The organism is Paenibacillus sp. FW101-FHT12H11 (assembly GCF_058790355.1).
In genome coordinates this window covers 418792-435827 of sequence record NZ_JBYTCO010000001.1, presented here as the reverse complement: position 1 = coordinate 435827, position 17036 = coordinate 418792, and the positions used below count along the sequence as shown (strand labels likewise).

Sequence of the window (17036 nt, the reverse complement as noted above, 5' to 3'; positions counted from 1 at the left end):
CCTTTCTGATTTCGAATTCTGTTCGACATAAGTTTGTATTGAATAAGTGCTTACAGTTCTATTATAGAATATTATTCGTTACTGTCAATAATAAAAAAGAATTTTATTCGATTCTTTATTTGGAAAAATTACCTCCCTATACTAGACCCGAAAATATCCTGTATTTGAGGATCATACAGAAAGTCCAATCTCTTATTACCATAGATCTGAAACGACGATCTACCGCCACTTAGCAAGGAAGCTGCCGCTTCTTCGTCTAGTAAAACAGTGACTTCAGGATGCAATTGCAGCAAAGAGGCAGGGCAGCTTGTTGTCACTGGTCCAGTAAATGCCTGCTTAACAACCGTGCTTTTCGTTTCGCCATGTGCAATAAACAGCACTTTTTTCGCCATCATAATTGGCCCTATTCCCATAGTAATCGCATGCCTAGGAATTTGGTTGGCGTTAGAAAACCACATGGCATTAGCGTTGCGTGTTTCTTCCGTTAATGTCACAATGTGCGTTTCGCTAGAAAGCTGCGGACCCGGTTCGTTGAAACCGATGTGCCCGTTATGCCCAATACCAAGCAGCTGAATATCGAGTTTCCCCGCTTCCCGCAGCAGCATTTCATATCTGATCGTTTCTGCAACAGAAGATTCGGCTGTTCCATTAGGAATATGAATACGGCTCGGCAGCATATCAATATGCTGGAACAGATGTTCATACATGTAAGACGCGTAGCTATGAGGATGATCAGCTGGCAGACCGATATACTCGTCTAGATTATAGGCGGAAGCGTGTTTAAAGCTGAACGGATTCTGTTTGAACTTTTTAACTAGTTCCTTGTAAATTCCAACAGGTGACGAACCTGTTGCTAAACCTAATTTCGGATTGGCTTTTGCTCGGACAACCATTTCAATAATTTCCGCGCCTATGCGGTCAGCTTGCTGGGGGTCGCTAAAAACAGCAATTCTCATAGCCGTTACACCCCACGGAATGCTTTCACTTTATCCACGAGTAAACGGCTTTTTTTAGTAATAGAACCGTAATCGCCATCCTTGGCTGAACTGATCAAGGAACCCCCAACACCAACCGCTACGGCTCCAGCTTCGAGCCAGTCCGTAATCGTGTCCTGATTAACACCTCCGGTAGGCATCACATTCACCTGAGGCAACGGACCTTTCAGTGAACGTATCATAGAAGGGCCATACGTTTCCCCTGGAAACAGCTTAATAATATCTGCTCCTGCTTCCATACCTTCAATCGCCTCTTTAACCGTCATAGCCCCTGGCATACACGGAATCCCGTAACGATTGCATAGTCGAATAACCTCCGTATTTACAAAGGGACTGACAACAAATTGCGCACCCGAGAGAATCGAGATACGAGCCGTTTCCGTATCCAATACAGTTCCCGCGCCAATTAAAACTTCCCCTGGAGCGAAGTGCTTCGAAAGTTTCTCAATCACTTGATGTGCATAAGGAACAGTGAACGTAATTTCCAGGCTAGAAATCCCCCCTTGGAGACATGCCTCAGCGATTTTAACTGCTTGTTCACTATCATCCGCACGAATGACTGCCACAATGCCTTCCTCACATAATCTGTTTACGACTTGAATCTTATTCATGAACATATTCCTTTCTACTTGTTGATAATTAAATGCTTCAGGACATTGGCCGCGGCCATTGTTCCCATGTTTTCGATCGCTTGATACGTCGAAGCGGCGCAATGTGATCCGATGACAAGATTGTCCAATTGCAGAAATCCTTTATCTTGTGGAGGCTCCTGCTCGAAAACATCCATCCCTGCTCCCCAAATTTTCTCAGCACGAAGAGCTTCAAGCAGAGCTTGTTCATTTATAAGCCCACCTCTAGCAGTGTTAACAATGACAGCGGTTTCTTTCATAACTTCAAATTGTTCTCTACCTATCAAGTGATGCGTTTGTTCCGTTAATGGCAGGTGTAAGCTGATGAAATCGGAGCTTTGGAGTACTTCGTCCAAACTTACATACTGAATCTGATTCTCCGCAGCATATGCTTCATCTTGAAACAAATCATAAGCAAGAATGTTCATATTGAACCCTTTCGCTCTAGCTGCAACGCCTTTACCAATAGCCCCGAGACCGATGAGACCGAGCGTTTTGCCCCATACATCGACCGATGTTATTTTACTCCAATTTAATTCTCTACACGCCCTATCAATCGGAATCATTCTTCTTGCGGCCGCGAGCATGAGCGCTACTGCATAATCTGCTACCGCATCCTTGTTAGCACCTGTTGTTACTGTAACGGGAATGCCCTTTTCCTGCGCATAACTCATATCAATATTGTCGGTACCAACACCATATTTGGATATAACTCTCAGATTTGATGCACTCTCAATAATCTCTTGATCTATGGGATCAACGCCGACAATGACAGCATCCACATCCTTAATCAATTCCACCATTTCCTGCTTGCTCATGATACGTCCGTACGGATTAAGAACGAGCTCACAGCCCCGCTCTTTAAGCATGTCAATCGGCTCCGAACTACCCTTTCCAAATGAGCGGGGAGTCACTAATACTTTATATACCATTTATTCCACCTCTTCTTTGGCTGCTTTAAGTTTACGTGTAAATGCATGAGCAGGATTATTAATCATCATATCCGTGATAGCAGAGAGCGGTACGCCGCGATGACGTAGAATCGGTAGAAAATTGACTTTCATATGCTCTAGGCCAATTTCTCCTCCATAACTTGTCAACCTCGCCCTAGTCGTATCTAAGCCTAAAAGAAGTGATTTCCCAAATCCCCACTCTAACATTTGAACGATCAATTCGGCTTCTTCCTCATCGCTATGGTATTTAAACCGGCCAATCGTATCGTACTCCAAAAAAACGCCGTATTCGGCTAACTGCCGATGAACGCCAAAATCATTCAACATTCTGTCCAAATGACAAATGATTAAATTGTCAGCAGATACACCTTGTTTCATAAAATGCTCAGCGACAACAATACCTTGACGGTGCGTTTCGGTATGACACATGATCGGGATTCCTGTCGCCAATGAAGCACCCGCTGCTGCATTCAATAATTTCTGCGCCATCACACTTGGTTGTTCCTCGTCTATCGCAGTTTTGATTAAACCTGCCTTGGCAGGAATCCATTTCTCCGGATCATTCTGATCTGCACCAACATACATACCGTTTTCTATTTCGCTGATAAAAAGACGTGACAGACGGTCTTCATCCCATCGAAACAGCCAATGATTGTCATCGTAGAAGCTTGCTTTATGAAACCCCGTAGATGCAATAATGTGGATATTTGTTTGTCTGGAAACTTCCGACAGTAGGTCCGCCATCCGTCCGCAACCGATCGGTTGGGCATCCACGATGGATTTGCCGCCTAAACGCTGATAAAACAACAATTCTTTCTTCGTTTTCTCAAAATCGTCAATCCGCAAGACAGGATTTAATTGCGCAGGTTTTCCATCCGCGATAAACAAATGTTCATGGCTATGACAAAATCCCAGTTGTTCATTTGCAACGTCACCTAAAACAGTACGAATAGTGCCCGTAGCGACCACCTCCCAGCAAAGTTTATTGTCTAATTTTGTAGATAAGCATGATCACATTTACATTATAGAATCATATTCTTTTGTGGTCAATATAAAATAAAATTTTATTTTATATTATATTTCATGAAATTATTCCTCCCTACTTGCAGGTATGACCACAAAATATACCCAGGATATGTCCCCGAGTATTTTGTGGTCATATGTTAAACATCCGTACACGAATAATTTCCACTTCACTAGGAAATATCTAAATTTAATGAAAATCAGGTGGTATGCGCCTGGCCATTCCTGTTAAAATTGCAGCCTCAATGACCGCATGTCTGACTTTAGTTACAACCTGCTCATTAAATATACTCGGTATAATATAAAGCTCATTTAATTCCTTGTCGCCTACGACCGAAGCAATCGCGCGAGCTGCCGCAATTTTCATTGGTTCATTGATTTGACGTGCTCTGCAGTCTAAAGCCCCTCGAAATATACCTGGAAACACAAGCACATTGTTGATTTGATTCGGGTAATCGCTACGGCCCGTTGCAAGCACACGAACGTAGGGTGCAGCTTCTTCCGGATCGATCTCGGGCACAGGATTCGCCATAGCAAATACGATGCTATCAGCCGTCATTTGCTGTATATCCTCGGCACGAAGAAGATCGCCTTTGGACACACCAATGAACACATCAGCACCTCGAATCGCTTCTTTCAAATTAACCGACTGGTTTCCAATTTGCGGCTGATCTGCGAGCCATTGCCACATTGGCTGTTCATACTTTTCACCACGAACAACCGCTCCCTCTCGGTCAATCGGAATTAAATCCATAACCCCTGCTGATAGAAGCATTTTGCAAATGGATACACCAGCAGCTCCAATCCCATTGACTACAACCCGTACCTGATTGATCCGCTTCCCAACAAGCTTTAACGCGTTAAGTAATCCAGCTAAGACGACTATGGCTGTGCCGTGTTGATCGTCATGAAAAACAGGAATATCCAATTGCTCGGATAAGCGAGATTCAATTTCAAAGCAGCGCGGGGAGCTGATATCCTCCAGATTAATTCCACCAAAGATCGGACTGATATTCACAATTGTTTTGATAATTTCTTCCGTATCCTTCGTATCCAAGCATAACGGAAAAGCATCAACGTCTGCCAACTGCTTAAATAGCATTGCCTTGCCTTCCATGACTGGCGCAGCAGCTTGTGGCCCGATATCGCCTAATCCTAAAACGGCAGTTCCGTCCGTAATAACCGCTACCGTATTCCGTTTAATGGTAAGCGAGTACGCTTTGCGGGGATCCTCATGAATTGCGTTGCATACTTTGGCCACCCCAGGCGTGTACACTTGGGATAAATCGTCTCTATTTTTAATCGGCATATTCGGATGGATAGAAATTTTCCCTCCTATATGTGCCAGAAAAGTGCGGTCAGAAACATTTATAATCTTGACGCCTTGCAGTTTATTTAGGCACTCGGAAACCTTAAATTCCTCTTGATTCGAAACTTGTACTGTAATGTCTCGAATGGTGCTTTCCTTTCCACTGCTAATAACATCAATGGATGTGATATCGCCTCCTGCATGACTGATTGCGGTTGCGACCTCGCCGAAATGATTCAGAGCATGAATCAGCTCTAAACGAATGATGATGCTGTTGTACGCCACTTAGACTTCTCCCCCTTCCATTCAACACTTGTCCTCGTATGTTTTAGAGTAATTTAATGCCTATAAATTTGCTTTCCATCATATCTTGTATTGCGTATTTTACACCTTCTTTGCCGATACCGCTTAGTTTAACGCCACCGTATGGGTGATTGTCCTGCCGATATGTGGATATTTCGTTGACCCAAACGCCACCGGTTTCCAGCTGCTCCGCCAAGCGTAAGGCTCGATTAATATTGTTTGTAAAAACACCGGCCTGCAGTCCGAAAACGGAATCGTTGGCCATTTGGACCGCTTCTTCCTCCGTTTCAAACGGAATGATGGACACGATCGGTGCAAACACTTCCTGACACACGACTTTCATTTTCGGATTGACATTCGCTAGCACCGTAGGCTCCATCATCGTACCGATTCGTTTACCGCCCGCTAAAATTTCAGCCCCTTCGCGTGTGGCTTCATTTACCCATTCTTCGGCGCGCCTCGCTTCGTCCTCACTGATCATCGGGCCGATATCCGTCGTCTCCAGTGCCGGGTTACCGATTTGAAGCTTATTCACTTTTTCCACAAATTTGTGAAGAAAATTGCTATAAATGGATGATTGCACGTACACCCTCTGTACCGATATGCACGCTTGTCCTGAAAAAGCAAATGCCCCCCGAACGAGACTATCAATTGCCGTTCCCAACTCGGCATCTTCAAAAATAATGTTAGGGGAATTGGACCCGAGCTCAAGCGTTAACTTTTTAAGACCAGCCCATTTTTGAATCTGAAGACCAATAGGAACGCTTCCTGTAAACGACACTTTTGCAACACGAGGATCTGAAACCAGTGGTTCACCGATTTTCGATCCCCTGCCGAGCACAACGTTTAGTGCCCCTTGTGGAAGACCAGCCTCTTCAAACAAGTGAGCCAGTGCGATTGATGACAATGGTGTCTTATCAGCAGGCTTGAGTACGACGGTATTGCCTGCAGCAAAAGCCGGTGCAAGCTTATGGAGTACCAGATTCAGAGGAAAGTTGAATGGGGTAATCGCAGCTACGACACCAACTGGATATCGACGCACCATCCCAATTCGATTCTCGCCTCCTACTGCAGCATCCATAGGAACGAGCTCGCCACCCAACATTTTGGCTTCATCTGATGCAAATCGAATGACCTGTACGGCACGGCTAACCTCTACCCTTGCATCACGGATCGGTTTACCCGCTTCAAGCACCAATGTTCTGGCAAATTCCTCTTTTCGTGCTTCCAACAAATCAGCTGCTCTCCGTAGAATCTGTTCACGCTGATATGCTGGCATATTACGCATGGTATCTAGGAATACGCGTTCTGCTGTTGCGATTGCGCATTCGAGTTCGCCTTCAGCCACGTACTCGACTAAGCCAACGACTTCGCCGTTATAGGGATTTCGGACTTCTTGCGTCACACGATCTCCGCCTTTAAGCTCCTTCCCGTCAATGATTGAACCGACATGCTTTACATTACTTTCCATGATTTTCTCTCCATTCTCTTTAATGTTTCTTCCTTGCAATAACTTTACGTGCTTTCTCTGCCACATGACCAGAAGTTAACCCAAATTTATTTAATAAGGCATCATTGGAGCCTGATTCTGAATTCTTATCTTGTATGCCGATTCGCTCCATTGGAACCGGGAAAATTTCTGCCAGCACTTCGGCTACTGCGCCACCTAATCCACCAAAGATGCTGTGCTCTTCAGCTGTCACTACAGCTCCCGTTTTGCGAGCAGATAAGGCGATAAGATCAGCATCTATCGGCTTAACGGATGGCAAGTGAAGTAGCTCAGCCGAGATGCCTTCCTTTTTGAGCAGCTCTACAGCCTCCAGGCAACGGCTCGTTTGCGTACCGGTTGATACAATAGTAACGTCCGTGCCTGAAGCGAGTGTAACGCCTTTTCCCAATTGGAATCGGTAGTTTTGCTCTTCGAACAGGACTGGATATGAATCCCGGGCAACGCGAATATAGACTGGACCGTTATACTCGTTGGCAAACTCCATCATTTGCAGCAGTTCAACAGAATCAGCCGGTGCCAATACAACCATTCCCGGCAAGGTTCGCATCATAGCCAAATCTTCCAGCGACTGGTGTGTCTTACCCGTACAGCCGTTCAAAAGGCCACTATAGGCACCAATCATCTTGACATCCATACTCGGCTGTGCAATCGTTACGACGATTTGGTCAAAAGCACGTTTGACGATAAAAGCTGCAAAAGAACATACCCACGGCTGCAACCCGACCGAAGCCAAACCGGCGGCAACGCCTAACATGTTTTGCTCGGCAATACCCATTTGCAGAAATTTCCCTTCATTATTCTCCGCTACCTTGTCCAGTTTAGTCGAGTTAGCCAAATCTCCATCTAGTGCGTATACGCGCTGGTCTGTGAAAGATAGTTCAAGCAGCTTATCGCCAAATACATCGCGCATTGAAACAAGCTTTGGGGAAGTTGTGGTTGGTTTCATTGTCTAATACCTCCTTGAAGTTCACTTAATGCTTGAGCTAACTCTTGATCTGTCGGTATTTTGGAATGCCATAAATAATTATTTTCCATATAATCAACGCCTTTGCCTTTGACAGTATGAGCCACAATAACCGTAGGTTTATCTACAACAGTCTCTGCTTCACGAAGTGCAGATACAATCTGCTCGAAATCATGCCCATCAATCTCGATAACATGAAAGCCAAAGGTTTCCCATCGTAACCCAGGGTTAAAGACTGGAATTTCCCGTGTTCTTCCTTCCGTTCCTTTCCAACCATATTGCTGCAGATTATTGTTATCCAAAATCACGGTTAGATTGTCGAGCTTATATTTTACTGCAGTGTCAACAGCCTCCCACACTTGGCCTTCTTGCGATTCCCCATCGCCAACCATGCAATACGTGCGGAATGGCTGCTGTTTCAACTTGGCTCCTAGTGCCATGCCTACGGCCGCCGAGATGCCTTGCCCAAGCGACCCGGTCGACATGTCCAGACCTGGGAGTAATTTCATATCCGGGTGCGCTTGCAAACGTGAATCAATTTCGTCAAACGTATGAAGCTCTTCTTTCGGAAAATAGCCTCTTTCCGCAAGCGTGCAATATAATGCTATGGCTGAATGCCCTTTTGATAATACAAAGCGGTCCCTATCTTGCCACTCCGGAAAATCCGGCTTAATATTCATCACGTCAAAGTACAAAGCTGTCAAAATATCTGTTGCAGATAGCGGCCCGCCGAGGTGTCCCGCCCCCGCACCATGTACTGTTTTAACTACGTTTTGGCGTATTTCCGCAGCAACTTTTTGCATTTTTTTTTCGATTTCTCTCGTCAGACGTCCCATCATTTTTCACTCCTTGAATGGATTTACAGATATCTAATCGATTAGATGATAAACAAATTTTTTTTAAAAAAGCGAGCCTAGCCTTGAAGGCCCGCTTCTTATCTCTTGGCATTCCACTACAAACAAGCTTTATAAATTTGATATATTTCTTCTTTTGTCACTTTTTTAGGATGATTTTCAATATCAAAATAATATCCTGTTAATGCAATATTGGTGGCTTTGTCAATATCAGACTCCGTCATTCCAAAGGTAGAGAACTTGACGTTTAAATCTATCTCCGACATAAATCTGCTTACTAATTCTGGGCATTTTTCGGCCCTTATCTTTAGAGGTAAGGAATTCACCGATGGGTCAATGATTGATGAGATGGCTGCAAACTTCCCAAAATCCGCCTGCCAACTCACTTCCAATACTTTGACCATGCATGCGGCTATACTGTCTCCATGAGGTACTCCGAACATGCCGCCAACAGGTTGGGCTAAGGAGTGAGGTAAAGTAACACCGATATGTGCGATAGCAGCCCCTGCCAGAGTACTTGCCCAAGACAAGTTTTCTCTTGCTTTTATATTACTGCCATTAGCAACAGCTTCAGGAAGGTGCTTAATGACTATCCCCATCGCCTCCTTACTTACCATCGTCGTGAACGGATTAGCTTTTACGCTGATGAACGATTCCAGCGCATGGGCAAATGCATCAAATCCAGTGGAAGCTGTAATTTTAGAAGGCAAGGAAATCGTTAGAACTGGGTCTACGATTGCAATTTTCGGAAAAATCCTTTCGCTTACAATCGTGCTTTTCTCTTTTAGCGCGGGATTATTGAGAACAGCAAACGGCGTTGATTCAGAGCCAGTTCCAGAAGTTGTCGGAATGGCAATAAGCGGTAGTGTTGCGGTTCCAGGTCGCTGCACCTCATGATCGTTTCGCTCCGTATAGTCCCAGGAAGAGCCTTGGCCGTGAATCATAACAGCCAAGCCCTTGCCAAAATCGATTGCGCTTCCTCCTCCTATCGCGATTACAAAATCGCATTGCTCATCCTTGGCCTGCCGAGCCGCTTCATCCACCTTAAAACAACTTGGATTCGGTTCAATATCAGATATGATTATGCTGTCAATGAAAACTTTTTTCAAATGCTTTGCAATACGATCGCCAAGACCAATTGAATTCAAATAAGGATCAATTGCGATAGCCGCTTTCTTACCTAAATCCTGGGCATACTCGGCAATCCGATTCACTTTACCTGCACCAAACTCCACTTTTGGAAAGAAACTAGTAAACAACGATATTCATCCCTTCCGAATATGATTAATAAAGTTTCAGGCAATTTCTAATGGCCACGCTTTTCGTTTGGGTCACTTCTTCCAGCGCACCGATGAGTCCTTCTCTACCTAGACCGCTCATCTTATAACCGCCGAAGAAGGCAACATCTGGTCGATATGTGCCGGTATTGTTGACAGCAACAATACCCGATTCAATTTGATAAGACACGTTCATCGCACGATTAATATCATTCGTAAAGATGGAAGCATTTAGGCCGTAAATAGAACTGTTCGCAATCTCGACTGCTTCCTCGTCGGTGTTAAAAGATATGATCGGAAAAACAGGGCCGAAAATTTCCAGATCACGCGCCACTTCAAAGGAAGGCAAGACGTTAGTCAGCACCGTCGGCAAGTACCAAGTATTATCAACAATCTCTCCACCCAGAACAGCTTTAGCGCCCTGGTTAATCGTTGTTTGGACTTGGTTATGAACCGTCTGCAGCGATTCATCATCAATTAATGGCCCAATGCCCACACTTCGATTTAATGGATCACCATATTGAATCTTTTTCAAACGCGCTGTTAAAAGATCCGTGAAATCACTAACTTTCGAACGGTGAACGATCATGCGCTTATTTGCACAGCAAGTCTGGCCATTCATTAATGTCCTACCAAAAACAGTCTGCTCGACAGCTAATTCGAGATCGGCGTCTTCAAAAACAATCAACGGGTCGTTACCGCCAAGCTCAAGCTTCAAACGACTCAAGTGCTTTGCAGCGTTCATAGCGGTTCTTATCCCTGTTTCCGTACTACCCGTCAAACTAATCGCATTCACTAGCGGGCTTTGCGTTAACATCTCACCTACAACCCGCCCGGATCCTGTAATAATTTGCAGCGCATTTTCAGGTAAACCTGCTTTGTATAGGAGTTTAGTCAATTCCAAAATAGTTAGTGGCGCAACATTCGCAGGCTTAATAATCACTACATTCCCCGTCACTAAAGCTGGCGCGACTTTTTGGGAAAATAATTCTGCTGGGAAGTTGAAGGGTACTACACCAACAACAACGCCAAGCGGTTCTTTGCGTGTCAAATAGATATCATTTTCGACGCCGGCTTGTTGATCTAGAGGAATGTTTAACCCATACACTGTTTTTGCCTGGCCTACAAAAGCATTAAACAACCGAGCAACCGTTTCGATTTCGGCATCAGATTGAGCGATAGGTTTACCTACCTCCTGACTTAATAACGAAGCCAAGCGCTCCTTATTCTGAAGGACAAGCTCTGAGAAACGGATGATAACTTCCCCACGTTTCCAGAGTGGCGTGCGAGCCCATCCTTTTTTAGCCGACTGCGCAGCCTGAAGAGCGTCTTCAACGTCTTCACTTGTTGCGAAAGGTACTGTATCGATAATCTGCTTCGTGGTTGGATTAAATACCTCAACTACTTTGCCATCTCTACTCGCTCTCCATTTTCCATTTGTATACATTTCCATTGTTTCTTCTCTCCCCGATTGAATATTTTTTAATAAAGAATTGATTCTTCAAAAGTAATGATTATTTTCTTTAAGCCGCTGCTTTTACTGCTCATCTCAAAGGCTTCTAGAATCTGTTCGAAGGGGTACACTTTGGAGATGAACTTCTCCGGCTTCAAAACTCCTAGTTCAATCCAATTCATAACCTGTCGGTGACTCTCTGACTCATCTAGTTTGGAAGGCCATTGATTGAAGTCCAAATGCCAATTATACGGAGCTTTGCTCCAATCGATTTGCATGTTCGTTTCTGGTGAGATGCCATACACGCAAATATGTCCATAAGGTGCGAGCAATTCCATGCTTTGATTGATAATCTCATTCTTGCCGACTGCATCTACAGTAAAGTCTACGCCATCCTTGCAAACATTTCGCACCTCAGCAGTCAAGTCACATAGCTTGCTATTGAAGGCGTAATCCGCTCCAGCCGCAATTGCCTCTTCTACCTTTGCATCGCTCGTCACTGAGGCGATAATCGGTCCCATCCCGAGAAGTTTAGCAAAAGTAATGAACGTAAGTCCGACTGGGCCGCCACCAAAAACGATAATGCTTGCATTCGGTCGAAAATTAAAGCGCTTACACGCTCCGAAAACTTCACGAAAAGTGACCAACATTGGCGCTGCCACAATATCGAAATCTACCGGAAGTACCTGCTGGGCATAGTATGCTTCCGAAAATTCCGGCGCCCCTGGGCCTTTTCCATCCTCAAGCAATGAATCTCTATCTGCTACAACAGCATATTCGGAGAATGCCCCCCAACCGGAATGCACACCGTCTGTTACTCCTTCCAAGAATGGAAGCATTACAAGATCCCCTACTTTTAGATGGCGAGCTTTTGCACCTAACTCTACAACCCGACCGACACCCTCATGACCAAGTGCTGCTGGGTATGTATTGAAGCCTTTAAATTCCCGATGAATGAGCTTTGAATCTGTTCCACGGCAAATCCCGCAACTGACCATTTTCACAAGTGCTTGATACTCGCCGTAAACTGGCTTGGCAATTTCACGGACTGAAAGTTTTCCCTCATTGTCAACAATCAAGCTTTTCATAATGTTGATTAGCCCCTCTCTTCATTTAAGTATTACAAACATATAATCGTCTAAAGTAGCGTAAATACTATGGATCTTGAGAAGATTAGCATTCAACCTACCATCTCCTCTCTTCCTTACTCATCATAAGATAAAAGTACTTTCCCACCAATTTTCTGCTCACAAATATCAAATGCTTCTTCCCACTTACTTAATGGAAGCTTATGTGTGATGATTGGTTGCAAGCGAATTTTGTTTTGCCGCCATATGTTCATGACCCGATCCCACGTTTCGATGGAATGGGCGTAAGAAGCAACTAGTTGCAGCTGTTTATATAAGATAGTGTCATAGTCTATTATGGTTTCTCTGCCTACAATACCAACTTGTATATGTTTCCCTCTCTTCTTCAGCTCACGTAAGCAGCTAGATATAGAAGGTCCTGCTCCCGCACACTCTACCGCCACATCAACGCCATGTCCCCCGGTTTCCCGCACGACAACCTCATGCAAATTTTCTTCACTTACATTAACAATAACATCTGCACCGATTTCCTTTGCAATTTGTAGTCTTGAAGCATCAGCACTAGTACCGACTACGATGACCTTGCATCCTTTCATGACGAGCAATGCTAAGCAAATCAAACCAATTGGACCAGGACCAGAAAGCAGCACTGTATCACCAACAAGGATAGGTGTTAATTCTTCAATCGCCTTTACTGCACAAGCCAACGGTTCAGTTAAAGCGGCTTCCTCGAGTGAGATATGGTCTGGAATATGATAAACCATATCTTCCCTAGCTACGACATATTGCGTAAATGCTCCGTCAATGCCGGATCCCAACGACTTACGACTTGTGCAGAACATATAATTTCCTGTACGGCAATGTTCACAAAACCCACATGTAATTGCTGTCGATGGGAGAGCAGTCACTCGATCACCAACTTGAAAGCGCTGTACATTTGACCCTACTTCCTTAACAACTCCAGAGAATTCATGACCTAAAATAACTGGTGGATTGCTTTTATACGTATCATGATAAATATGTAAATCCGTTCCACAAATACCTGCGTATTTTATTTCAATTTTCACTGAACCCGAATCGCACACAGGTTCTTGTACATCAATCAATGCGACATTGGCGTACCCGGCCTTCTCTTTTACAACTGCTTTCATGTTATCCCTCCACCAACTACATAAGATCTATTTCCATCTAATCGATTAGATAGCGCTTTGGAGAAGGTGCATGAAGCTGCAAACAACATACACACAGAACCGCTATTAGTTCTGATTCCCACAAGTTTTGCGGACAATGAGTTCTACAGGCAGCACAATCTCTCGAATATCGGATTCAAACTTTCCTGAATTTTCTAATTTATCCAAAAGAATTGATGTAGCCAAGTTCCCCATTTCATATCTAGGAATCTTAACAGTCGTCAACTGGACGCTGCGGGTCCCTGAGATAAACAAATCGTCAAAACCAATAACAGCCAAGTCATCCGGTACGGATATGCCGCAATCTGCCGCTGCATCCAATACACCTAATGCTCCAATATCCGTCAGACTCAAAATTGCCGTAGGCCTTCTCTCTTCAGGGAGCTCTAATAATAATTTAGTTGCATTGTAACTTCCGGAATATCGTGCTTCCCCTGAAGTTAGCCATTCAGGATATACCGTCAAACCAGCTTCTTTCATCGCACTTAAATATCCGTTCATTCTGCCTTCAGTGATGGAGGAACCACTAATACCCGGCATAAAGGCAATTTTCCTATGGCCGAGCTGGTAAAGATGATTTGTGGCCATTACTGCGCCATTGTAATTATCAGCAACAACTGAATCTACTTGAAGTCCCCTAATAAAGCGGTTTGCCAATACAATTACATGGCCTTGGTCCATAAATTTTTGAAAGTATTCACGGTCCTGCTCTAAAGCTGAGGTGACAATGATGCCATCGACTTTTCCTTCTCTAACCTGATTTAGAGCAAATTGCGTTCGATCAGGCTTATCATCCGTATTCAAAATGTTGATGGTGTAACCTTTAGTCTGTGCAAGATCTTCACAAGCCTTAGCTAAATCCGGATAAAACGGGTTTGTGATATCAGATACCACAAAACTGATCGCGTTGCTTTTTTGTACTCTGAGCCCTCTTGCAACCGCATTGGGCACATAATTCAATTCGGAAATCGCTTCGAGTACTCTCCTTCGCTTATCCTCGTGTACCCAACGAGTATTATTCAGGACATAAGAAACGGTGGCAACGGAGACTCCTGATTTATGCGCGATATCCTTTATTGTAGCCAACATTCATCCCCCCAAAAACCAACTCATCTAATCGATTAGATAAACCGTAACATAGATATTTAGATTTGTCTAGAGATATAATAACAAGCTGATTAGAGCACTTATTAGTGCCTATATATCATAAAAGTGCGTACTTATCATAAACAACTTTATGGCTATATAATAACTCTCGTAAACTAAACAAGAACAAGCTTAACAGGAGGTCACTATGAACCAATCATATGCACAGTCAGCTTCTCATCAAAGAGGGAAGTCTAAATCAGGTACAATGGCCCTAATCGCCCTAGCCATTAGCGCGTTTGGTATCGGAACAACTGAATTCGTTCCTGTTGGTCTGCTTGCCTCCATTGCGGATGATTTGAAAATCGGCATTACACTTGCAGGCTTACTAATTTCAGGTTATGCAATCGGTGTTGCAGTCGGCGCTCCAATTCTTACTGCACTCACCAATCGAATGAGCCGTAAGTCCTTACTCATGGCACTTATGGTTGTTTTTATCATCGGTAATGCGATCGCTGCAATATCTCCGTCGTTTGAACTCTTGTTAATTGCGCGATTCATCACTGCATTTTCTCATGGCGTCTTTTTCTCGATTGGAGCTACGATCGCTGTTCAACTCGTGCCTCCAGAAAAAAAGGCAAGTGCCATTGCGCTCATGTTCACAGGCCTTACGATCGCAATTGTGACCGGTGTACCGTTAGGAACTTTTATTGGTCAAGCATTCGGTTGGAGAGCAACCTTTGGGGGAGTTGCTTTACTTGGTGTGATTGCGATTATTTCCAGTGCCGCACTGATACCTAGAAATTTGAAACAATCCCCTCCAGCAAAATTCTCAGATATGCTTCATCTTCTAACCAATGGCCGCTTGCTTCTAGGTTTTTTAATAACTGCACTTGGTTATGGAGGAACGTTTGTTACATTTACTTATTTGACACCACTCTTGCACGATGTAACCGGACTTAGCCACGGCGTAATAAATGTCATCTTGATCGGATATGGTATAGCTGTAGCATTCGGGAACTCCGCAGGTGGAAAATTGGCCAACAAGAACCCTATCCGCGCGCTCTTTTGGATGTTTATTATACAAGCAGCAGTACTAATCCTGTTAACTTTTCTTGCTCCATTTAAAATAGCTGGCGTAATTGGCGTTATAGCGATGGGTCTGCTTGCCTTCATGAATGTGCCTGGTCTTCAGTTATATGTTGTACAACTCGCTGAAAAATATGTCCCTTCCGCCGTGGATGTTGCCTCTGCAATCAATATTGCTGCTTTCAACATTGGAATCGCCGTTGGGTCGATCATCGGAGGGATTGTTATCGATTCGATGGGTCTAGTGCATACACCATGGATCGGCGCATTAATGGTTGGACTTGCCATCATTCTGACTGGCATTTCAGCCAAACTGGAAAGAAACTGACACAAGGGGGCATCAGAATGTTTGAACAACATCAAAGCTATCAAAACATGTACAAAGAAGGTCAGTTAACGCTCGGTCTTCACATTCCATTAGAAAACTACCAAATGAAAAAACCAAGCATGGCAAATCAAATTGAACTGTCGCAAGCCGCTGAAGCTTATGGATTTACCGCGCTATGGCTTAGAGACGTGATATTAGAAGATCCCAACTTTGGTGACCCGGCAGTTGGTCAAATTTATGATATTCTGATTTACGGCACACATTTATTAAGTCAAACAAAAAAAATCGCACTTGGAACATCAGCAATGGTACTTCCTCTCCGCCACCCTCTCAGGATGGCAAAAGAAGTTGCCACAATCGAAACACTTTTCCCGGAAAGACTGATAATGGGGATTTCATCGGGAGATAGGCGTGCTGACTTTAAGGGACTTGGAGTTGATCATCCTAGCCGAGGCGCTCAATTTCAGGCGGCATACGCTTATCTCGAAAAAGTACTTTACGAGCAATATCCTACTATCGAGTCGAGTTATGGTCATATTGATCAAGCAACGCTCGTTCCTAAATTAAAACAAAGGATACCTACGATTATCACCGGTTTTGCACAGCAAGATCTCGATTGGCTTGGATTAAACGGCGACGGATGGATGTACTATCCACAATCGCCAATGCGGCAACTAGATGCTATAAACGCATGGCGTCAGTCTTCTGCTCACCAAAACAATCATGCATTTCGGCCATTTTCAATGCCTATGCACCTTGATTTAGCAAATGACCCTGACGAAGAAGCAAGCCCAATCCGGCTTGGTTATCGAGTTGGACGCAATAAATTAATAGAATTACTTAACATGTATAAGAATATTGGTGTTAATCATCTCTTTTTCGCTCTATTCGATGGACTTCGCCCAGCGAATGAGGTTATTCAAGAACTTGGTGAATATGTATTACCACATTTTCCACCACATCATCAAACGTAATTCTTTCAGTG

Annotated in this window: 15 protein-coding genes; 2 read left to right on the top strand and 13 right to left on the bottom strand. The window is 44.0% G+C overall.

Annotation, left to right across the window (positions count from 1 at the left end):
• Positions 1-128: 128 nt before the first annotated feature.
• The 13 genes from nagB to AC3WTJ_RS01965 all read right to left on the bottom strand — a co-directional run bounded on the left by nagB (position 129) and on the right by AC3WTJ_RS01965 (position 14637).
• Positions 129-956 (bottom strand): glucosamine-6-phosphate deaminase, encoded by an 828-nt coding sequence (nagB, locus tag AC3WTJ_RS02025; protein ID WP_492520329.1) that lies wholly within the window; start codon positions 954-956, stop codon positions 129-131.
• A gap of 5 nt (positions 957-961) precedes the next feature.
• Positions 962-1606, bottom strand: coding sequence for a bifunctional 2-keto-4-hydroxyglutarate aldolase/2-keto-3-deoxy-6-phosphogluconate aldolase (locus tag AC3WTJ_RS02020; protein ID WP_492520328.1), 645 nt, complete (start codon positions 1604-1606; stop codon positions 962-964).
• Positions 1607-1620: 14 nt separating this feature from the next.
• Positions 1621-2556 (bottom strand): phosphoglycerate dehydrogenase, encoded by a 936-nt coding sequence (locus tag AC3WTJ_RS02015; RefSeq protein WP_492520327.1) that lies wholly within the window; start codon positions 2554-2556, stop codon positions 1621-1623.
• Positions 2557-3546: a phosphotriesterase family protein gene (locus AC3WTJ_RS02010; RefSeq protein WP_492520326.1), complete on the bottom strand. Its 990-nt coding sequence runs from the start codon at positions 3544-3546 to the stop codon at positions 2557-2559.
• Positions 3547-3790: 244 nt separating this feature from the next.
• Positions 3791-5194, bottom strand: a complete 1404-nt coding sequence (locus tag AC3WTJ_RS02005) for an NAD-dependent malic enzyme (protein ID WP_492520325.1) — start codon at positions 5192-5194, stop codon at positions 3791-3793.
• Between the two features lie 43 nt (positions 5195-5237).
• Complete coding sequence (locus tag AC3WTJ_RS02000; protein WP_492520324.1) at positions 5238-6683, bottom strand: aldehyde dehydrogenase family protein; 1446 nt, start codon at positions 6681-6683, stop codon at positions 5238-5240.
• Positions 6684-6702: 19 nt separating this feature from the next.
• Positions 6703-7668: a transketolase family protein gene (locus AC3WTJ_RS01995; RefSeq protein WP_492520323.1), complete on the bottom strand. Its 966-nt coding sequence runs from the start codon at positions 7666-7668 to the stop codon at positions 6703-6705.
• Positions 7665-8522: a transketolase gene (locus AC3WTJ_RS01990; RefSeq protein ID WP_492520953.1), complete on the bottom strand. Its 858-nt coding sequence runs from the start codon at positions 8520-8522 to the stop codon at positions 7665-7667. The genes AC3WTJ_RS01995 and AC3WTJ_RS01990 overlap by 4 nt, the downstream gene beginning before the upstream one ends.
• A 116-nt stretch (positions 8523-8638) precedes the next feature.
• Positions 8639-9799 carry an iron-containing alcohol dehydrogenase gene (locus tag AC3WTJ_RS01985; RefSeq protein ID WP_492520322.1) on the bottom strand — a complete coding sequence of 387 codons (1161 nt, stop codon included), beginning with the start codon at positions 9797-9799 and terminating at the stop codon, positions 8639-8641.
• Between the two features lie 25 nt (positions 9800-9824).
• A complete protein-coding gene (locus AC3WTJ_RS01980) occupies positions 9825-11270 on the bottom strand; it encodes an aldehyde dehydrogenase family protein (protein ID WP_492520321.1) in 1446 nt (481 codons plus the stop codon).
• 29 nt (positions 11271-11299) lie between these two features.
• Complete coding sequence (locus tag AC3WTJ_RS01975) at positions 11300-12358, bottom strand: zinc-dependent alcohol dehydrogenase (RefSeq protein WP_492520320.1); 1059 nt, start codon at positions 12356-12358, stop codon at positions 11300-11302.
• Between the two features lie 116 nt (positions 12359-12474).
• Positions 12475-13509 carry a zinc-dependent alcohol dehydrogenase gene (locus tag AC3WTJ_RS01970; protein ID WP_492520319.1) on the bottom strand — a complete coding sequence of 345 codons (1035 nt, stop codon included), beginning with the start codon at positions 13507-13509 and terminating at the stop codon, positions 12475-12477.
• A 105-nt stretch (positions 13510-13614) separates the two neighbouring features.
• Positions 13615-14637 (bottom strand): LacI family DNA-binding transcriptional regulator, encoded by a 1023-nt coding sequence (locus AC3WTJ_RS01965; protein WP_492520318.1) that lies wholly within the window; start codon positions 14635-14637, stop codon positions 13615-13617.
• A 205-nt stretch (positions 14638-14842) separates the two neighbouring features.
• Between AC3WTJ_RS01965 and AC3WTJ_RS01960 the strand changes: the two genes are divergently transcribed.
• Positions 14843-16051 (top strand): MFS transporter, encoded by a 1209-nt coding sequence (locus AC3WTJ_RS01960; protein WP_492520317.1) that lies wholly within the window; start codon positions 14843-14845, stop codon positions 16049-16051.
• 17 nt (positions 16052-16068) lie between these two features.
• On the top strand, positions 16069-17025 hold the full coding sequence (locus AC3WTJ_RS01955) for an LLM class oxidoreductase (protein WP_492520316.1): 957 nt from the start codon (positions 16069-16071) through the stop codon (positions 17023-17025).
• Positions 17026-17036: the final 11 nt, after the last annotated feature.

Bases quoted from the DNA above. Each gene is read 5' to 3' on its own strand.
- nagB (WP_492520329.1), bottom strand. From the start codon at position 956: ATGAGAATTGCTGTTTTTAGCGACCCCCAGCAAGCTGACCGCATAGGC.
- AC3WTJ_RS02020 (WP_492520328.1), bottom strand. From the start codon at position 1,606: ATGAATAAGATTCAAGTCGTAAACAGATTATGTGAGGAAGGCATTGTG.
- AC3WTJ_RS02015 (WP_492520327.1), bottom strand. From the start codon at position 2,556: ATGGTATATAAAGTATTAGTGACTCCCCGCTCATTTGGAAAGGGTAGT.
- AC3WTJ_RS02000 (WP_492520324.1), bottom strand. From the start codon at position 6,683: ATGGAAAGTAATGTAAAGCATGTCGGTTCAATCATTGACGGGAAGGAG.
- AC3WTJ_RS01995 (WP_492520323.1), bottom strand. From the start codon at position 7,668: ATGAAACCAACCACAACTTCCCCAAAGCTTGTTTCAATGCGCGATGTA.
- AC3WTJ_RS01990 (WP_492520953.1), bottom strand. From the start codon at position 8,522: ATGGGACGTCTGACGAGAGAAATCGAAAAAAAAATGCAAAAAGTTGCT.
- AC3WTJ_RS01980 (WP_492520321.1), bottom strand. From the start codon at position 11,270: ATGGAAATGTATACAAATGGAAAATGGAGAGCGAGTAGAGATGGCAAA.
- AC3WTJ_RS01975 (WP_492520320.1), bottom strand. From the start codon at position 12,358: ATGAAAAGCTTGATTGTTGACAATGAGGGAAAACTTTCAGTCCGTGAA.
- AC3WTJ_RS01970 (WP_492520319.1), bottom strand. From the start codon at position 13,509: ATGAAAGCAGTTGTAAAAGAGAAGGCCGGGTACGCCAATGTCGCATTG.
- AC3WTJ_RS01965 (WP_492520318.1), bottom strand. From the start codon at position 14,637: ATGTTGGCTACAATAAAGGATATCGCGCATAAATCAGGAGTCTCCGTT.
- AC3WTJ_RS01960 (WP_492520317.1), top strand. From the start codon at position 14,843: ATGAACCAATCATATGCACAGTCAGCTTCTCATCAAAGAGGGAAGTCT.
- AC3WTJ_RS01955 (WP_492520316.1), top strand. From the start codon at position 16,069: ATGTTTGAACAACATCAAAGCTATCAAAACATGTACAAAGAAGGTCAG.